The 17541-nt window shown below is 68.8% G+C and carries 13 protein-coding genes and 1 other annotated feature; of the genes, 9 read left to right on the top strand and 4 right to left on the bottom strand.

Going from position 1 to position 17541, the window contains the following annotated elements; all coding sequences use genetic code 11:
- The first annotated feature begins 5 nt into the window (after positions 1–5).
- Both G9U51_RS08620 and G9U51_RS17820 read left to right on the top strand, forming a co-directional pair.
- Positions 6–1249, top strand: a protein-coding gene (locus G9U51_RS08620) for an IS3 family transposase (RefSeq protein WP_166196010.1) whose coding sequence is annotated in 2 segments (ribosomal slippage) — positions 6–294 and positions 294–1249 — 1245 coding nt in all. Because the reading frame shifts where the segments join, the coding sequence is not laid out codon by codon here.
- Positions 293–421, top strand: a sequence feature (AL1L pseudoknot). Its footprint overlaps the gene before it by 129 nt.
- A gap of 58 nt (positions 1250–1307) precedes the next feature.
- Positions 1308–1805, top strand: coding sequence for a TOBE domain-containing protein (locus G9U51_RS17820; protein ID WP_166196008.1), 498 nt, complete (start codon positions 1308–1310; stop codon positions 1803–1805).
- 99 nt (positions 1806–1904) lie between these two features.
- On the opposite strand, the gene G9U51_RS08610 is transcribed toward G9U51_RS17820, so the two are convergent.
- Positions 1905–2933: a cation diffusion facilitator family transporter gene (locus tag G9U51_RS08610; RefSeq protein ID WP_328823387.1), complete on the bottom strand. Its 1029-nt coding sequence runs from the start codon at positions 2931–2933 to the stop codon at positions 1905–1907.
- Positions 2934–3211: 278 nt separating this feature from the next.
- Here G9U51_RS08610 and G9U51_RS17635 point away from each other — a divergent pair, with 278 nt between their 5' ends.
- The 4 genes from G9U51_RS17635 (at position 3212) to mobF (ending at position 10271) form a co-directional block, all read left to right on the top strand.
- Complete coding sequence (locus tag G9U51_RS17635) at positions 3212–3499, top strand: ArsR/SmtB family transcription factor (protein ID WP_328823386.1); 288 nt, start codon at positions 3212–3214, stop codon at positions 3497–3499.
- Between the two features lie 394 nt (positions 3500–3893).
- Positions 3894–5390 carry a ParB/RepB/Spo0J family partition protein gene (locus tag G9U51_RS08600; protein ID WP_166196004.1) on the top strand — a complete coding sequence of 499 codons (1497 nt, stop codon included), beginning with the start codon at positions 3894–3896 and terminating at the stop codon, positions 5388–5390.
- An 85-nt stretch (positions 5391–5475) separates the two neighbouring features.
- Positions 5476–6417, top strand: coding sequence for a DNA-processing protein DprA (locus G9U51_RS08595; RefSeq protein ID WP_166196002.1), 942 nt, complete (start codon positions 5476–5478; stop codon positions 6415–6417).
- 281 nt (positions 6418–6698) lie between these two features.
- Entirely contained in the window at positions 6699–10271 is a 3573-nt protein-coding gene (gene mobF / locus G9U51_RS08590) for a MobF family relaxase (protein ID WP_166196000.1), read from the top strand.
- 5 nt (positions 10272–10276) lie between these two features.
- Here mobF and G9U51_RS08585 read toward each other — a convergent pair whose 3' ends face one another.
- Positions 10277–10849 (bottom strand): TetR/AcrR family transcriptional regulator, encoded by a 573-nt coding sequence (locus tag G9U51_RS08585; protein WP_166195998.1) that lies wholly within the window; start codon positions 10847–10849, stop codon positions 10277–10279.
- Between the two features lie 91 nt (positions 10850–10940).
- On the opposite strand from G9U51_RS08585, the gene G9U51_RS08580 reads away from it, so the two are divergent.
- Entirely contained in the window at positions 10941–11867 is a 927-nt protein-coding gene (locus G9U51_RS08580; RefSeq protein WP_166195996.1) for a zinc-binding dehydrogenase, read from the top strand.
- Between the two features lie 154 nt (positions 11868–12021).
- Here G9U51_RS08580 and G9U51_RS08575 read toward each other — a convergent pair whose 3' ends face one another.
- On the bottom strand, positions 12022–13611 hold the full coding sequence (locus G9U51_RS08575) for an NRAMP family divalent metal transporter (protein ID WP_328823385.1): 1590 nt from the start codon (positions 13609–13611) through the stop codon (positions 12022–12024).
- A complete protein-coding gene (locus tag G9U51_RS08570; protein WP_166195994.1) occupies positions 13608–13976 on the bottom strand; it encodes an ArsR/SmtB family transcription factor in 369 nt (122 codons plus the stop codon). Before G9U51_RS08570 ends, G9U51_RS08575 begins: the two co-directional genes overlap by 4 nt.
- Positions 13977–14388: 412 nt before the next feature.
- On the opposite strand from G9U51_RS08570, the gene G9U51_RS08565 reads away from it, so the two are divergent.
- Together G9U51_RS08565 and G9U51_RS17815 are read left to right on the top strand one after the other, a co-directional pair.
- Positions 14389–16065: an NRAMP family divalent metal transporter gene (locus tag G9U51_RS08565; RefSeq protein WP_166195992.1), complete on the top strand. Its 1677-nt coding sequence runs from the start codon at positions 14389–14391 to the stop codon at positions 16063–16065.
- A gap of 54 nt (positions 16066–16119) precedes the next feature.
- Positions 16120–17427, top strand: coding sequence for a magnesium transporter MgtE N-terminal domain-containing protein (locus tag G9U51_RS17815; RefSeq protein WP_166195990.1), 1308 nt, complete (start codon positions 16120–16122; stop codon positions 17425–17427).
- Positions 17428–17541 lie beyond the last annotated feature (114 nt).

Raw genomic sequence — 17541 nt, 5'->3', positions numbered from 1 at the left:
GAGTCATGGCACGTCCGTTGAAGTACCCCCGGGAGCTCCGGGAGCGCGCGGTGCGGATGGTGAGCGAGTCGGTCGCGGGCGGCGAGTGTGCGACCGAGTTTGAAGCGATCCGCACTATCGCCGGCAGGCTTGGGGTCGGGTCGCCGGAGACGGTGCGTAAGTGGGTCCGCCAGGCTGAGATCGATGGCGGCGGGCGGCCGGGCAAGACGACGGCGGAGCTCGCCGAGATTCGCGAGCTGAAGAAGGAAGTCACCGAGCTGCGGCGGGCGAACGAGATCCTCAAGGCTGCCTCGGCTTTCTTCGCGGCGGAGCTCGACCGCCCACCGAGGTACTGACTGCTTTCATCGAGACCCACCGTGAGACGTTCGGGGTCGAGCCGATCTGCCGGGTGCTTGCTGAGCACGGGCTGCAGATCGCCCCGTCGACGTACTACGACGCGCGGAACCGCTGCCCGTCGCGGCGCACGCTGCGCGATCGTGAGGTGCTCGGGCTCATCGCCGAGGCCCGGGGCAACCGGTTCACCGCCCGGTTCGGTGCCCGCAAGATGTGGCTGCACCTGCGTCGGGGCGGTCATGACGTGGCGCGCTGCACGGTCGAACGGCTGATGACACAGCACGGATGGGTGGGTGCCACCAGAGGCAAGCGGGTGCGCACCACGATCGCCGATCAGCAGGCGCCGCGGCAGCCGGATCTGGTCGAACGCGACTTCGCCGCCCTGGCCCCGAATCGTCTCTGGGTGGCCGACTTCACCTACGTCGCGACCTGGTCGGGCACCGTCTACGTCGCCTTCGTCTTCGACGTGTTCTCCCGTCGCATCGTGGGCTGGCGGGCGGCCACCCGGATGGACACCACTCTGGTGTTGGACACCCTCGAAATGGCGATCTGGGACCGCGGCCGGCACGGCGTCGAGGACCTGAGCGGGTTGGTGCACCACACCGACGCCGGCAGTCAGTACACCTCATTCGCGTTCACCAGCAAGCTCATCGAGGCAGGCGCCGCACCATCCGTCGGCTCAGTCGGTGACGCCTACGACAACGCCCTCGCCGAGTCTCAGATCGGCGCCTACAAGACCGAGCTGATCCGCCCCGAAGGCCCCTGGCGCGATCTCGAACACGTCGAACTCGAGACCCTGCACTGGGTCCACTGGTTCAACCACGAACGTACCCACGAGTCGGTCGACGACCTCACACCTGTCGAAGTTGAACAGGCCTACTACGCTTCACGAAACCGGCTCCGCCCGGCCGGGTAGAGCCACAACCTGGAGCCTCCGGAAACTCCGGGGCGGTTCAGGTAGCACCGTGGTGCTCGTGACCCACGACCAACAAGAAGCCCTCTCACTCGCCGACCAGGTCGCCGTCCTCCGCGCCGGACGCATCGCACAGATCGGCACCCCCCACGCGCTCTACACCCGACCCATCGACCCCGACATGGCCCGCTTCATCGGCGAAGCCAACCTTCTACCAGCCCAACTACACGGCACCGACGCGATGACCCCACTCGGAGTCATGCACACCGAAACCAGCAAATCCAGCGGCGACCCGTCCGCCAACCACACTCACGTACTCGCACTGGTCCGCCCAGAACAGATCGACATCCTCGCCCCTGACGCACCCGACGGCGTGCCCGCCATCGTGGTCGACCAGACTTTCCACGGTCACGACTCCATCGTGACCGTACGACCGAAGCACGGCTGCGGACCCGATCTAATCCGAGCCCGCGTATCAGGCAGCCGAATCATTGACCCCCACACGCCCGTACGAGTGTCCGCAGCCGGCTCGACAACGACCTGGCCCATCGCCGAATGATCATTGAGTTCCGGCGCGGCCGTTCGATGCGGCTGCAACTTGTGTAATGGGTTGAGAAGAACTTGCGTCTCCTGTCCACCAAGCTCGCGTGGTGATGTTCTAGGACGACCCGCCAACAGCGGAGTGTGCTCCGACCGGGCTGACGTGAATGGTGGCAGCGCTGAGGCGTTTGACCTCGGCGAGCAGGTGGCCTTCCGCATGGTGGGCCAGGTCGTGAGCCTCCCCGACGCTCAAAGTCGGGTTGACGGTGATGTCGGCTTCGGCGCGCAAAGTGTGCCCTATCCAGCGCACGCGGAGTTCGCGGACGGAGTTCACGCCGGAGACGCTGGTGATCGCAGCGCTGGCCTGGTCGACCACGCCAGCGTCGACGGCGTCCATGAGCCGAGCGCCAACCTGTTTGACCGCGGAGCGCAGCACGCCGAGGATGGCGACGGTGATCAGCAAGCCGACGATCGGGTCGGCGGCGCGCCAGCCGAGGGCGACCCCGCCGGCCCCAAGCAGCACGGCCAGGCTGGTAAAGCCGTCGGTGCGGGCGTGTAGGCCATCAGCGACGAGGGCGGCCGAGCCAATCTGTCGGCCGACGCGGATGCGGTAGCGGGCCACGATCTCGTTGCCGGCGAAGCCGATCAGGGCTGCGATGGCCACGGCCCAGAGGTGGGTGACATCGCGGGGGTGGATGAGTCGGTCGATGGCTTCGTAGCAGGCCATCGCGGAAGACAGGGCGATCATGGCGATGACGAACAGTCCGGCGAGGTCTTCGGCGCGGCCGTAGCCATAGGTGTAACGCTTGGAGGCTGGCCGTTTGGCCAGAGCGAAGGCGATCAGCAGCGGCACCGCGGTCAAAGCGTCGGCGACGTTGTGCAGGGTGTCGCCCAGCAGCGCCACCGACCCGGACAGCACGACGACGACGGCCTGAATGCTCGCGGTGACCACGAGGCCGGCAAGGCTGATCAGCAACGCCCGCCGCCCGGCCGCATCGGCTTCCATCGCCTGATCGACCTGGTCGGCCGCGTCGTGGGAGTGCCCGCCGATCACCTCCGACAGGACGTGCCGTACCCGCCCGCGCGACGGTGGGTGCTGGTGATCATGTCCGTGATCGTGCTCATGCACATGTCCGCCGTCGAGCACGTGGCTGCGATCGGCACTGCGGTGGCTGCGTTGGCGTCGCTGGGCGGCCTGGGTCGTCTGACGGTGCGACTGCTTCATCGGATGGTCCTCGCGGCGGGTCCTGGATCATCGTGATACTACCAAGATATTCATGACTGCGAATATCTGCAAAAGAGTGGCAACAGGATAGTCTCGGGAGTGTGGCCGCCAAGAAACCCGTACGCACCCGGCGACCGGTCGCGTCGCGTTCAGTCCAACCGGTCCAGCATCCCAATGAACTCACCGAGGACCAAGTCGCGGTGGCCGTGACGGCGTTCGCGCTACTCGCTGACCCCACCCGAGTGCGGATGCTGTGGGCGCTGCGCGAGGCGGACCTGGACGTGGGAAGCCTCGCCGCCGTCGCAGGCTGCCGACCGACGGTCGCCAGCCAACACCTGTCCAAGCTGCGGTTCGCCGGCCTGGTCGACGGTCGCCGGCAAGGGCAGCGAGTCGTGTACCGACTGCGCGGCGGACACGTCCGCGCTCTGCTGACCGAAGCGCTGTTCCAAGCCGATCACCACGTCACCGGAACACCCACGCACGACTAGCGAACGGCTTTCGCAAACGGCGGCAGCACGATGTCGCGGGGCGCGTCACCCTACTTGTTCTTGCCCGATCCAAGTCTTCCAGGATCGTTGAAGCCCAGTTCGCGAGTGGACACAAACAAAAGGCTGGAGGCGATGATTCTTCTCGAATAGCCTCGTTGCCTTTCGGCTGTGAGATTGTGCGGGGCCATTCCCTTCTGCGCAAGCCACAGAAAAAACTCCCCACAATCGCCATCCCTTCGTCTCCCGAGTAATCGGGAGACTTTTTTCTTCTTCGGGCTTGCCCATTCATTCCTGACCCCGCTTCTCGGCAGCTGCCGAAAGGCAGCGGGGTTCCAGGGAGGACTCACATCAGGTGGGTCCGGGAACCTCCACCGTCCGGTAGGAGGACACCGCCATGACCGCAACAACCACCAGCCGCACCCGCAAGCGCACCCGCACCGAGCAGCCCGCCGTCGAGCCGACCGGATCGGCAACCGGGGTGCGGATCGAGCAGGTCGACCCGGCAAGCCTGATCGTGGAGAACAACATCCGCCGCGACACGGCCCTGTCCCGCTCGTTCCTGTCCAGCGTGCGCCAGCACGGCGTGATCGTGCCGATCCTGGCCCACCCCGACACCGAGGGGCGCATCGTCGTACGCGACGGACAGCGCCGCACCCTGGCCGCGTGCGAGGTCAACCTGGCCTCCATCCCGGCCTACGTGGTGGACGCCGCCGACGAGGCCACGGTACGGATCGTGCAGCAACTCATCGCCAACGAGCACCGCGAAGCCCTCTCCGACGCCGACCGGGCCGAGGCGTGGCGGCAGTTGGCGTTGGAGGGCATGAGCACGACCAAGATCGCCCGCGCCACCGGGGCGAAGAAGGCCGTCGTGGAGGCCGGGATCGCGGTCGCCAGCAACGACCTCGGCGCGGCCGCACTGGTCGAGCACGACCTGACCCTGGACCAGGCGTTGGTGCTGATCGAGTTCGAGGACGACCCGTCCACGGTCACCGAGTTGCGCAAGCTCGCTCAGACCAACCCCGGCAACTTCGCCCACGTCGCCCAGCGCCGCCGGGACGAGAAGGCCGCTCGCGAACAGATCGCCGCCCTCACCACCGAGTACGAGGCCAACGGCGTCCCGGTGGTGGAGTGGCCCGACTACGGCGACACCACCACCCTGTTCCTGTCCGACCTGGCCACCGCCGACGGCGAGCCGCTGACCGAGGACACCTACGCCGGGAAGCCCGGCTACGCGGTGTGCCTCCGCGACTCGTGGCGTGGGGTCGAGGTCGGGCACGTGGTGGACGAGTGGAAGTCCCACGGCCTGCGCAAGCTCAGCCGCACCGGCGCGCCGGTCGGCAAGATGACCGACGAGCAGAAGGCCGAACGGCGGGAGCTGATCGCCAACAACAAGGCGTGGGCCTCGGCGGAGAAGGTGCGCCGTGCCTGGGTGACCGGCCTGTTGGCCCGCAAGCGGCTACCCGCAGGTGCGGCAGCGTTCGCGGCAACCACCCTGGCCAGCTGCCCCGGGGAGGTCGGGCGGGCCGTGCAGGACCGACACACGATGGCCTGCACTCTGCTCGGCACGGACTACCAGTTCGGGCAGCGACACCCGCTGGCCCGCATTATCGAGGCCAACCCGAGCAAGGCCGGACATGTGACCTTCGCCCTCGCCCTCGGCGCGTTGGAAGCCGCCACCAGCAAGAACACCTGGCGCTACCCCGATCGGGAAGCGGTCGGCTACTTCCAGGCCCTCACCGCCTGGGGCTACACCCCCTCCGAGGTCGAGCAGATCGTCCTCGACACCGCCACCACCGGCACCAACGACGGGGACGACAGCACGGACAACATCACCGACGAGCAGGCCGACTCCGGCACCGGGACGGACCACAGCGAGCACCAAGCGGCCTGACCGTCCCTGGCAGGCCGGACGCCCCACCCCTCAGCGTCCGGCCTTGCCAGGACGGCCTCGCCCCTGTGAAGGGAGAAGCCTTGCCATGACCACCTCCACCACCACCCACGCGAACGATGTGCTCGCCCTAGTCGCGAACAGCGACCGGACGGCGCGGATCGCGCTCGCCTGCGGTATCGAACCCGGCAACCGGCTCGCCGGATACCTCACCCAGCAGCACGGCCCGGTCGGGCTGATCCGGCTGATCGTCGGCGCAGACCAGCCCGACCCGACCCAGCCATACCGCGACGAGACACGACGACTACTGGCCGATGCCGCCCGCCGACTTACCCTCGACGCGCTGACCCGGATCACCGAGCAGAACGCCCACATGCTCACCCCCAGCGATGCAGACTGGCCCGAACCACTGATCGACCTCGGTCACGCCCAACCGTTCGCTCTATGGGTCCACGGCAACACCGACGCACTCGGCGGGTCACACCTGCGGCGGGTCGCCCTGGTCGGGTCACGCGCCGCTACCGCCTATGGCGAACACACCGCGACAACCCTCGCGGACGGGCTTGCGCAACGCGGCTACACGGTGGTGGCCGATGGCGGATACGGCATCGCCGCCGCTGCCCACCGCGCCACGCTGGCCGCAACGGGTTGCACGGTCGCGGTCCTCGCTTGCGGCACCGACCGGCCCTTCCCACCCGGCAACGCAACACTGTTCCAGCACATCACCGACACCGGCGGCGCGCTGGTCAGCGAGCTACCACCGGGCACCGGCCCGACGCGGCACAGGTTCACCACGCGGGCACGACTCATCGCCGCCCTGTGCGCGACCACCGTCGTGGTGGAAGCCAGCGCCCGCTCCACCGCCCTGCGGATCGCCGAGCACGCCCTCAGCATGAGCCGCACCGTAGCGGGGGTCCCCGGCCCGGTCACCAGCATCACGAGCACCGGGGTCCACCGGCTCATCCAAGACGGCGAAACCCATCTGGTCACCACCGCCGAGGACATCACCGACCTCATACCAACCGGCTGACCCGGCCCGCCGCTAGCACGAAGCGCCCGACTCCGCCAGGAGTCGGGCGCTTCTCCATGCCCACGCTTTTTCGCGTGCCACGTCGCTCCCGCGACGTGGCACGGACGCCCGACGTACCGGCTCGAACCCGAGCCGTGACCCGCCGAAGCGACAGCCAGCCGCCCCGCGTACTGGCCACGACCGCCCTGCCCTGAGCTGCCGCCCGCGTACTGGCTACTCCGGCCGCTGCACACGTCTTGCATCACGGGGTCGACCGGGTGTGCCGGTCGCACCTGACTGGTGTGACGGTCTCTATGCGGGTGATGTCGGCGGGCGAGGGGTACCGCTACCTGCTGTCCTCGGTCGCCGTCGGCGACGGGCACCGACCGCTGACCACGCCGCTGATCCGCTACTACACGGACAAGGGCACACCGCCCGGGTACTGGCTCGGCAGCGGCACCGCCGGCCTCGGCACAACGGACCGCCGGATCGAGTCCGGCGAGACCGTGACCGAGGACCAGTTGCGCCGCCTGCTCGGCCAGGGGCGCGATCCGGTCACCGCCGCTCCGTTGGGTTTGCCGTACTACCGGCACAAGAGCGCCGAGGAACGCGTCGCCGCACGAGTGGACCGGCTCGACGCGGACCTCGGGCCTGCCGAACGGGCCGCCGCGATCGAGCAGATCACCACGGAGGAACAGGCGCGCGAGACGCGGCGGGTGGTGGCCGGCTACGACTACACGTTCTCGGTCCCCAAGAGCATCAGCACGTTGTGGGCGGTGGCCGACGCAGCGACGCAAGCCGCCATCGTGAGAGCGCACCATGTGGCGATTGCGGACGTGATTGCTCTGATGGAGCGCGACGTTGCCGCTACCAGGGTCGGGCACAACGGGGTTGCACAGGTTGCGACCCGCGGCCTGATCGCAACGGCCTACGACCACTACGACTCCCGCAGTGGCGACCCGCAGTTGCACACGCACGTCGTGGTGCCGAACAAGGTGCAGGGCGAGGACGGCCGATGGCGCTCTCTGGATGGCCGGCCGATGCACGCCGCTGTGGTCACGCTGTCCGAGCATTACAACGCGCTGCTGTTCGATCGACTCAGCCGCGACCTCGGAGTCGGCTGGGACCAACGCGACCGGGGCAAGGATCGCAACCCGGTCTGGGAGATGAGCGGCGTTCCCGACGAGCTGATCGGTGAGTTTTCCTCCCGCAGCGCAGCGATCGACGCGGAGAAGGACAAGCTCATCGCCGCCTATGTGGCCGAGCACGGTCACCAGCCCACCACGACAACGATCTTGCGGCTGCGGCAGCAGGCCGCCCTGTCGACCCGACCCGACAAGGACTTGCACTCGCTCGCTGAACTGACCGATCAATGGCGCCACCGTGCTCACGGTGTGCTCGGGCAGGACGCCGCTGCGTGGGCGCGGCGTCTGCTGGACACCGGCGACCGGCCAGCCGTCGTCCGTGCTGAGGACGTGATCCGTGAGGACCTGGCCGCGCTCGCACGCAGTGTCGTCGAGCAGGTGCAGACCAAGCGCTCGACGTGGACGCGGTGGAACCTGCACGCCGAAGCCTCCCGGCAAACGATGGGACTGCGGTTCGCCACCACCGCCGACCGCGAGGCTGTGGTCGGACTCATCACCGACGCGGCCGAAGCGGTCTCACTGCGTCTGACGCCGCCCGAGTTGACCACGGCCCCGGCCGCGTTCCGACGCTCGGACGGGTCGAGTGTGTTCCGGCCCCGCCACGGCGTCGTCTACACCTCGGCCGCGTTGTTGGCCGCCGAGGACCGGTTGCTCGACCTCTCCCGGGCGACGACCGGCCCAGCGTCTGACCCAGCGGTCGCCGCCCGCGTTGCCGCTGTCCCGGATGACCACGGTCGGGTGTTGTCGGCCGACCAACAGAGCGCGGTCGCGCGAATCGCGGTATCCGGCCGTGCCGTGGACGTGCTGGTCGGCCCGGCTGGGGCGGGCAAGACCCTCGCGCTCGGTGGGCTGCGTCGCGTCTGGGAGTCAGAGCACGGGCCAGGCAGCGTGATCGGTCTCGCCCCCTCCGCCGCAGCCGCCGACGTGCTCGCCGCCGACCTCGGTATCGGAACGGAGAACACGACCAAGTGGGCTCACGAACACATCAAAGGCCGGTGGAATCTGACCGCTGGCCAGTTGGTGATTGTGGACGAAGCCTCGCTCGCCGGCACCATGATCCTCGACCTGCTGACTGCGCACGCCGCCGACGTCGGCGCGAAGGTCCTGCTGGCCGGCGATCCCGCCCAGCTCACCGCCGTCGATGCCGGCGGCGCGTTCGGGATGCTCGTCCGCGACCGCAACAATGCTGAGGGCGACGGCGCCCCCGAGTTGGCGGACATCCGCCGATTCAAGAGCAGGTGGGAGAGGACCGCCTCCCTTGCGCTGCGCCGTGGCGACACCGACGTCATCGACGTGTACAGCGAGCACGGCCGCATCGTCGACGGCGACCACGACCAGGTTCTCGACGCCGCCTACCGCGCGTGGCAGACCGATGTGGCCGCCGGCCGGTCGAGCATCCTGATCGCCGAGACCAGCGACACCGTGACCGCCCTCAACCAGCGCGCCCGCATCGACCGGGTGCTCGCCGGCCAGGTCGCCGTCGACGGCGTGAGTCTGCACGACGGCACTACAGCCGGCCGCGGCGCCATCATCGTCACCCGGGAGAACGACCGGCGCCTGTCCACCGGGAAGGGGTGGGTGAAGAACGGCGACCGCTGGACCGTCGAGCAGACCCATGACGACGGACGCCTGACCATCCACCGTTGCGGTGCTCGCGGACGCCGCAGCCGGGTGACATTGCCCGCCGCCTACGTCACCGAGCACGTCGAACTCGGCTACGCGATCACCGCCCACCGCGCGCAAGGCGCGACCGTGGACACCGCCCACCTTCTCGTCCACTCGTCCTCGATGACGCGGGAGGCGTTCTACGTCGCCATGACCCGCGGGCGCCTCGCGAACATCGCCTACGTCGCCACCGACGAAGCCCACCTCGAAGACCACCAGCACACGCCCGGCTTCGACGATGGCAAGATCGCCGCTCATTCCGTCCTCTACGGAGTGCTCCAGCACGAAGGCGCGGAGAAGTCCGCCCACGACACCATCACCGCCGAGCAGGAGAAGTGGTCGAGCATCGCCCAGCTCGCCGCCGAATACGAGACCATCGCTCAAGCCGCGCAGCAGAACCGTTTCGCTGCTGTCGTCACGACCAGCGGACTCGACACCCACCAGGCCCAGAGGATCGTCGAGGCAGAGTCGTTCGGGTCACTCGTCGCCCAGCTCCGTCGCACCGAAGCCGACGGCCACCAGGCCGAACAACTCCTGTCCCGAGCCGTTGACGCGGGCAGGCTCGACAACGCCAAGGACCCCGCCGCGGTCCTCGCTGCTCGCCTGGCCAAGCTCACCGTCGCCCGCTCCGGTGGTACCAGGCCGCGTCGCCGCGCCCGCTACCTCGCCGGTCTCATCCCCGAAGCCACCGGGCCGATGCCCGCCGATCTACGTCAGGCCCTCACCGAGCTGGACGAGCTGATCGAGCAGCGTGCGATCGCTCTGGCCAACCAGGCAATCCACCAGGACCAGCCCTGGGTGCGACGGCTCGGGCCGTCACCCTCTGATCCGGCCAGGCACGCGGCCTGGGAACGGCAGGTCGCCACCGTCGCCGCCTATCGCGACCGTTACGGCATCACCGGCAGCGACCCGCTCGGCCCCGTACCGAACGGCCAAGGCCAGCGGCTCGACCACCAACGCGCTGAAGCGGCGGTCCGGCAGGCGCAGACCGCGGTCAATGACGAGGCGCGGCGCAGGCGCGGCCCTGGCAGGCAGATCGACTCGGGTCGCGACCTCAGCCGGTAACTGGGTCAGCTGCGCCAGGCGCGAAGGAGCTGATCGATCAACCGGGCGCTGTCGTGGCTCGGGTCAGGAGACCAGCGCAGGATGCCGTCGTTGGCCATCAGCAGCGACATCAGGTCGCCTTCGGCGACGTCGGCTCGTAGTTGACCAGCTGTCTTCGCAGCTGTGAGCAGGGCGCGCAGGGCGTCACCAGCATCGCGGCGCGACTCCGCGACCGGACTGTCCTCCGGGAAGGCGTAGAGGAAGACAGCCGTGAATGCGCGGTCCTCGGCCTGCAAAGTGGTCAGGTAATGGATGTGGTCGGTGAGGCCCTTCCAGGCGTCGGGATTCTGGAGAGCGGCGCGCACCGAGTCCTCGCAACTGGTGAGCCGGCCGGCGAAAACCTCAGCGACGAGGGATTCCCGCGTCGGGAAGCGCCGGTAGAGCGTCGCGGACGCCACGCCTGCGCGGCGCGCGATCTCCACCATCGGCGCCTGTGCGCCCAGCTCCCGGAAAGCCCCCCGAGCCGCGTCGAGCAGCCGGTCGCGATTGCGCTCGGCATCCGAGCGCAAGCTCTGCTGGGTGGGCCTCGCCGGGGTCATGGTCGTGCGCCCTCGATAAGTGAACAGGGGTGTTCGGTTCGGTGTAGGTTCTAAGTGGACACCCTAGTTCACTTCTTGAGGAGACTCACCCATGCGCGCGATCAGCACCACGCCACAGGGCGGTGTCGAGATCATCGAGGTCGCCGACCCGCAGCCCACCCCGCACCAGGTCGTGATCGCCGCAACGGCAGCGAGTATCGCCCGCGGTGACCTGAACACCTCGCGGCTCAGGCCGCCCCCGTCGCTGCTCGGCTTGGACGTAGCCGGTGTCGTCGTCCGCGCTGCTGCCGACGGGTCAGGCCCCGCGGAGGGGACCCGGGTGCTCGGCTACAGCGCGGGCAACGCACCGACCTGGGCACAGCGGGTGGCGCTGGACACCGACCTCGTAGCACCGGTCCCGGACGGGTTGTCCGACGAGACCGCCGCTGCGTTGCCCAACAGCGGACTGGCCGCGTTCGACGGCGTCGCTGCCGGCGGGTTCCTGCTCGGCGCCCGCGTGTTGATCACCGGGGCGACTGGCGGCGTCGGCATCCTCGCCGCCCAGCTCGCTCTCCTGGCCGGAGCCGCATCCGTCACCGGACAGGTCAGCTCACCCGCCCGCGCCTCGGCACTTCCCCGCCTCGACGGATTGACAGCAGCAACGCTTGACGAACTCCAAGGACCGTTCGATCTGATCGTGGACCTGATCGGCGGTGACGTTCTCACCCGTGCCCTGTCCCTGGTCGCCGAGGGCGGAACCGTGGCCAGCCTCTCCCAGACCGCGGACGAGACCGCGACCGTTCCCCGGTTCTGGTTCGCTACCCACCCCGGCGCACGACTGATCGGCGTGGACAACCGCGTCGCCCTTCGAGTGCCCGGCGTCGGAACCCGCCACCTGACCCTGCTGGCGCAGCTCGCCGCCTCCGGCCAGCTCGACCCGATGGTCTCCACCGTCGCGCCGTGGGACCAAGCCGGAGACCTGATGGCCAAGATGGACCGACGCGAACTGTCCGGCCGAGCCGTCATCCGCATCGCCTGACACCAGGGCGGCTCAGCCGTTGCTAGTGATGCCGTCTCAGTGGACAGCAAGTTGGTCGGCCCTGGTTGACCATCCGCCACGCACATATCCGCCCCGCATCAAGTGGAAGCCGACGTCGGCATAGCCGGGGCTGCGCCAGTAGCGTCGTGCTCGGTCATGCGCCCATCATGAGCCTGACGACTTTGACGACGACCGCGATTACGGCCAGGACGAGGTAGCCGCGTAGGAGGATCAGGCTGAGGGTGCGGGATCGGGAGGCGGCCGGGGGGCGCAGTGACTCGATGGGAGGCATGGTCCACCACGAATCGCTTGTCGGAGAACGCGGAGAGGGGCCAGTGCCCCCGTCGCCCAGGCGCAGGCCGGCGAGTGCCCCGAGGGCGGCGGCGGCGGCTTCGCTGATGGCGATGACCGACCAGCCGAGGGCAAGGTCGGGGAAGAGGGTGGCGATGACGAGCAGCCCGGAGAGCACAAGGAAGGCGGCGACGACCGCCCCGGCGATGACGTTGAGCCAGCGGGGGTTGGTCCACGGGCCGAGCACTTCGCGGTCGTTGCACAGCAGGACCAGGAACACCAGGGCACTGGGGAGGAGGACCCCGGCGAGGGCCTGGACGCCGGTGGTGACGACGCCGAGGGGCGCGCCGGGGATGAGCACGATGGCCGCGGCGAGGATCACGAGCACGGTGTAGCTGCCGTAGAAGCGGGGGGCGTCCCGCCAGGACCGATGCAGTGAGTGCTTGGTGCCGGTCACATCCCCGATCGCGTAGGAGGCGGACAGGGTGACGGCTCCGGCGCCGAGGACTGATCCGTTGAGCAGGACGACGGCGAACAGCGCTCCGGCCCAGGGGCCGGCCTGGCGGCGCAAGTCGTCGGCCACGGTGCCGGCATTGACGAAGGCGCCGTGCAGTGCGGTGCCGTCGAAGGCCAGCGCGCAGGCGACGAGGACCGCGACGGCGCCGAGGGCGAACAGCACCGTCCCGATGGTGGTGTCAGCCCGTTCGTAGGCCAGCCACCGGGCGGTGATGCGCTTGTCGATCACGTTGGACTGGTGGAAGAACAGTTGCCAGGGGGCGACCGTGGTTCCGACCAGGGCGATGACGACGAGGGGCACGGCGACCAGGCTGAGTGCCACGAACACGCACACGGCCCGCTCCCAGCGGCGGAAGCTCCCGGTAGCGGGCAGTCCGATCAGCACCAGCGCAGCAAGAGGGACTGAGATGTACTTAGAGACGCCGAAGTAACCGAGACCGAAGGCCACGCCGATGAACTCGGTGACCACGATCAGGAAGTTCACCACCAGCAGGTCCCCGAGCGCGAAGGCACCCCATCGGCGCCCGAAACGCTCGTAGATCAGTCGGGCGTGGCCGGCCCCGGTGACTGCCCCGAGACGGCCCACCATCTCTTGGTTGACCCACAGCGCGGCAGCCAGGACCACCAGCAGCCAGAGGAACCGCAGGCCGTCGTTCTGCCCGATCTGGGCGTACGTGGCGACACCGCCGGCATCGTTGTCGGCCACCAGCACGACGACCCCCGGCCCCATCACCGCGGCGAGGGTGGCTAGCCGACGCCGCCAGGAGCGGCGAGGTTCGGTGTCGAGCGACGACACCCGCCCCAGCGCCCCGACAACGTCACCGCGATGCGCCCGGTCCAGCGCCGAGCGCCGGTCCGCGGGGGGCGAGAACGACACCCGGGTCAGACCGCCGTCCTGTCCGGTGCGGTCGTGGGGACGACTGAGCGTGCGGTTCACGACGAGTCCCCCACCACCCGGCCCGAGGGTGGACGCCGTTGAGCGGCGGACGGCGACGAAGCGTGATCTCGGGCGACGTGTTGCAGTCCAGCGTCGAGCAGCGTACTGACGTGATCGTCGTAGAGGGCATACAGCCGGCGGCGCCCGGCTTTCTCGGCCCGGACCAGGCTGTGCTCCCGCAGCACCCGGAGCTGGTGCGACACGGCCGACTGCTCCATACCCAGCATGTCCATCACGTCGCTGACCGAGCGGGGACCGTCGAGCAAGGTGCCCAAGATCAGCACTCGGCCAGGCGACGACAACGCGAACATGATGTCCGCCAGCCGCTCGGCCACCGCCTCGCTGATGGGTGGCTCACCACTCATCCTGACACGCTCTCTTCCTCGGTCCTGTCGGTCGTTGGCGACACTCCTACGTCGTATGGTAGATTCTTCATGCTTGAGTCGGTTACCGGAACCGGTAGTGCGGCACGTGAAGACAGAGAAGAAGGAGGTGGCAGTCGTGAGTTTGGACTCAGACAAACCTCACAGTACCGGCGACCCTCTGCCGCCTCCTGGGGCCTGACCGGCCCATCAGCGGCGGCGTGGTTAACCGGCGCCAGGACGAGTCCTGGCGCCGGCGGCTTGTCCTGCGCGACGAGCCATTCGTAGCAGCTTCTCAAGCTGTCTGATCCGAATCCGTGAGGGCTGCGCGCCCTGACGTGACGCCCTCCTCGGGTCGTGGCGCCAGGACGCTGGGTCAACCCTGCCTCTTGCCTGCTCGAAAGCTGGTTTCGTCATGTCTGAAAACACCCCTCGCCTGCCCCCGGAGGCATCCAACACGCCCTTCCCGCGCTCGACACCAGCTGCGTCGGTCGCGGTGCTCGACGATGCCCACGTCGGCGATATCCGCGGCGCGCTGGGGACTATCCGGCGTGAGGACACCGGCGCCCGAACGGGCCTGGGCGCGAAGTTCCGCACGCTGATCGCGATCATCGGACCGGGGCTGATCGTGATGGTCGGCGACAACGACGCGGGCGCGTTCGGCACCTACACCCAGGCCGGGCAGAACTACGGCACTCGCCTGCTGTGGACGCTGCTGCTGTTGATCCCGGTGCTGTACGTGAATCAAGAAATGGTACTGCGGCTGGGCGCGGTCACCGGGGTCGGGCACGCCCGGCTGATCCTGGAGCGGTTCGGGAAGTTCTGGGGCGCGTTCAGCGTGATCGACCTGTTCCTGCTCAACGCGCTGACCATCGTCACCGAGTTCATCGGGATCAGCCTGGGATTGACCTACCTCGGCATCCCGAAAGTGCCTGGAGTCGTTGTCGCCGCGCTGTTCGTCATCGGCGCCGCCAGTACCGGCTCGTTCCGCCGCTTCGAACGAGTCTGCCTGGTGCTGGTGGCCGGCAGCCTACTGCTGGTCCCGATCTTGGTGATGGCGCACCCCTCGGCCGGCAGCGTCGGTCACGACTTCGTGGTCCCTGGCTTCCCGCCCGGTGCCGAGCTGTCCACCGTGATGCTGTTGATCATCGCGATCGTGGGCACCACGGTGGCGCCGTGGCAGCTGTTCTTCCAGCAGTCCTACATCATCGACAAGCGGATCACGCCGCGGTTCATCCGCTACGAGAAGGTCGACCTGTGGATCGGCATCGTGATCGTCATCGTCGGCGCCGCCGCGATGATGGCCTTCACCACGGCCGCGTTCGCCGGCCACCCCGAGGCAGGTCAGTTCACCGACGCCGGCGGCGTCGCCACCGGGCTGGGCAACTACGTCTCGCGCACCGCCGGGGTGCTGTTCGCGATCGCCCTGATCGACGCCTCGATCATCGGCGCCGCCGCGGTCGGGCTGTCGACCTCCTACGCGGTGGCCGACGTCGTCGGCATCCGGCATTCGCTGCACCGCAAGCCCACCGAGGCCAAAGGCTTCTACGCGGTGTTCGTCGCTCTCATGGGCATCGCCGCCACGATTGTGCTCATCCCGGGTAGCCCGCTGGGGCTGCTCACCGAAGGCGTGCAGACCCTCGCCGGGGTGCTGCTGCCCTCGGCGACGGTCTTCTTGCTGCTGTTGTGCAACGACCGGGAAGTGCTTGGCCCGTGGGTCAACGGACCCAAGACGAACCTGTTCTCCTCGGCCGTCGTCGCGGTGCTGGTGATGCTCTCGATCGTGCTGACCGCCAGCGTCCTGTTCCCTGCGATCACCAGCACGCAGATTCTGCTGATCCTTGGCGGCGGAGCCGTCCTCGCGCTCGTTGCCGGCATCGTGCTGGCCCTGCGGCGGCGTGGCCGTCCCGCGGCGCCCCCGCCGAACCGCGAGGGGGCGGCCACCTGGCGGATGCCCCCGCTGGCGCTGCTGACCCGGCCCCAGCTCTCGACCGGCCGGCGACTGGGCCTGACCGTCCTGCGCGGCTACCTGCTCATCGCGATGGCCCTGGTCATCGTGCGCGTCGTGCAACTCGCCCTTGCCGGCCACTGACAAACCCATCACGACCACTTGCAACTAAGAACACGCACGGAAAGGAACCGAGCCGTGACTGCCACACCCGCCGACGTCGTCTTCCTCTCGACCCTGCTCAAGCACCCGGTTCGTGACCGCGACGGTCGCGAGCTGGGACGCCTCACCGACCTGGTTATCATCCTGGGCGGCGATCACCCCCGCGTCTCCGGTCTGGTGGTGACACCGGGCCAGCAGGGCGTGTTCATCGACGCCACGAAGATCGGCGCGATCACCACCACCCACGTCGAACTGGCCACCACCACCGTCGACCTACGCCCCTTCGAACGCCGCCCCGGCGAGGTCCTGCTGCGAGCCGACGTCCTCGGACACCGGCTCGTCGACCTGGCCGACGGACACCTGGTCCGCGCCTTCGACGCGACCCTGGCCCGAACCGGCGACAGCTGGGTGGTCACCGGCGTGGACATCCATCACGCCGGCTGGTGGGGCCGGCTGACCGGCCACGCCACGCATCAGATCCGCGACTGGCCGGCGGTAGAGGCCCTGATTGGCCACCAACCTTCCGCGGCGCATCGCAGCCCGATCGCTCGGTTGCGCCGACTCAAGACCGCCCAGCTCGCTGACCTCATCGAAGCGGCCGACCGCCACGAACGAGACGAAATTCTGGCCCGCCTGCACGCCGATCCCGATCTGGAAGCCGACGTGTTCGAGGAACTCGACGAGGGCAGCCAGTCCCGGCTTCTGGCTGCTCGCAGCGACGCCGACATCGCCGCGGTGCTCGCCAACATGAACGTCGACGACGCCGCCGACGCGCTCATGGACCTACCGCAGGAACGCCGCCGCGCCGTGCTCAGTGCGCTGCCCGACTCCCGGCGCGAACAACTGCTGCGGCTGCTCGGCTACAGCGAGAACAGCGCCGGCGGACTGATGACCACCGACATGCTCACCGTGCCGATCACCGCCACCGTCGCCGACGCTCTGGCGGCCGTCCACAACGCGCCCACCGGCCAGCCGCAGGCGCTGACCAGCGTCTACGTCTGCGACAACGACCACCGCCCGGTCACCGCGGTCACCCTCGTCGCGCTCGTCCAAGCCGACCCCGACACGGCGGTCACCGCGCTGAGCAGCTACGAACCCACCCGGGTGCTGCCCGACACCGACCCCGTCGACGTAGTCACCCTGATGGCCGACGACAACCTCCTGCTGCTGCCCGTCGTCGACACCGACGACCGCCTGCTCGGCGTGATCACCGCCGACGACGCCCTCGACGCCGCGATCCCCCGACAGTGGCGAGACCGAGACCACGGCGGCCGCGTCATCCGCACCAGCACCAGAACCGACCCCAACGCCCAAGCGCCACCGGCCACGGCAGCGCCGAACTGACCCTCGCCCTTGTGGGTCACGCCGCCGCGCCCACACATCTGCCAACCGCTGCGCTCCCGGAGTCCAACCCAATCCATTCGCTCACAGCATCCCTGCCGAAGGAGGCGGACGACG

Origin of the sequence: Metallococcus carri, from assembly GCF_011440275.1 — a bacterium.
Classification (GTDB): Bacteria; Actinomycetota; Actinomycetes; order Actinomycetales; family Dermatophilaceae; genus Metallococcus; species Metallococcus carri.
The sequence above is the reverse complement of the archived record's forward strand: the minus strand, read 5'-3'. Positions and strand labels throughout refer to the sequence as shown.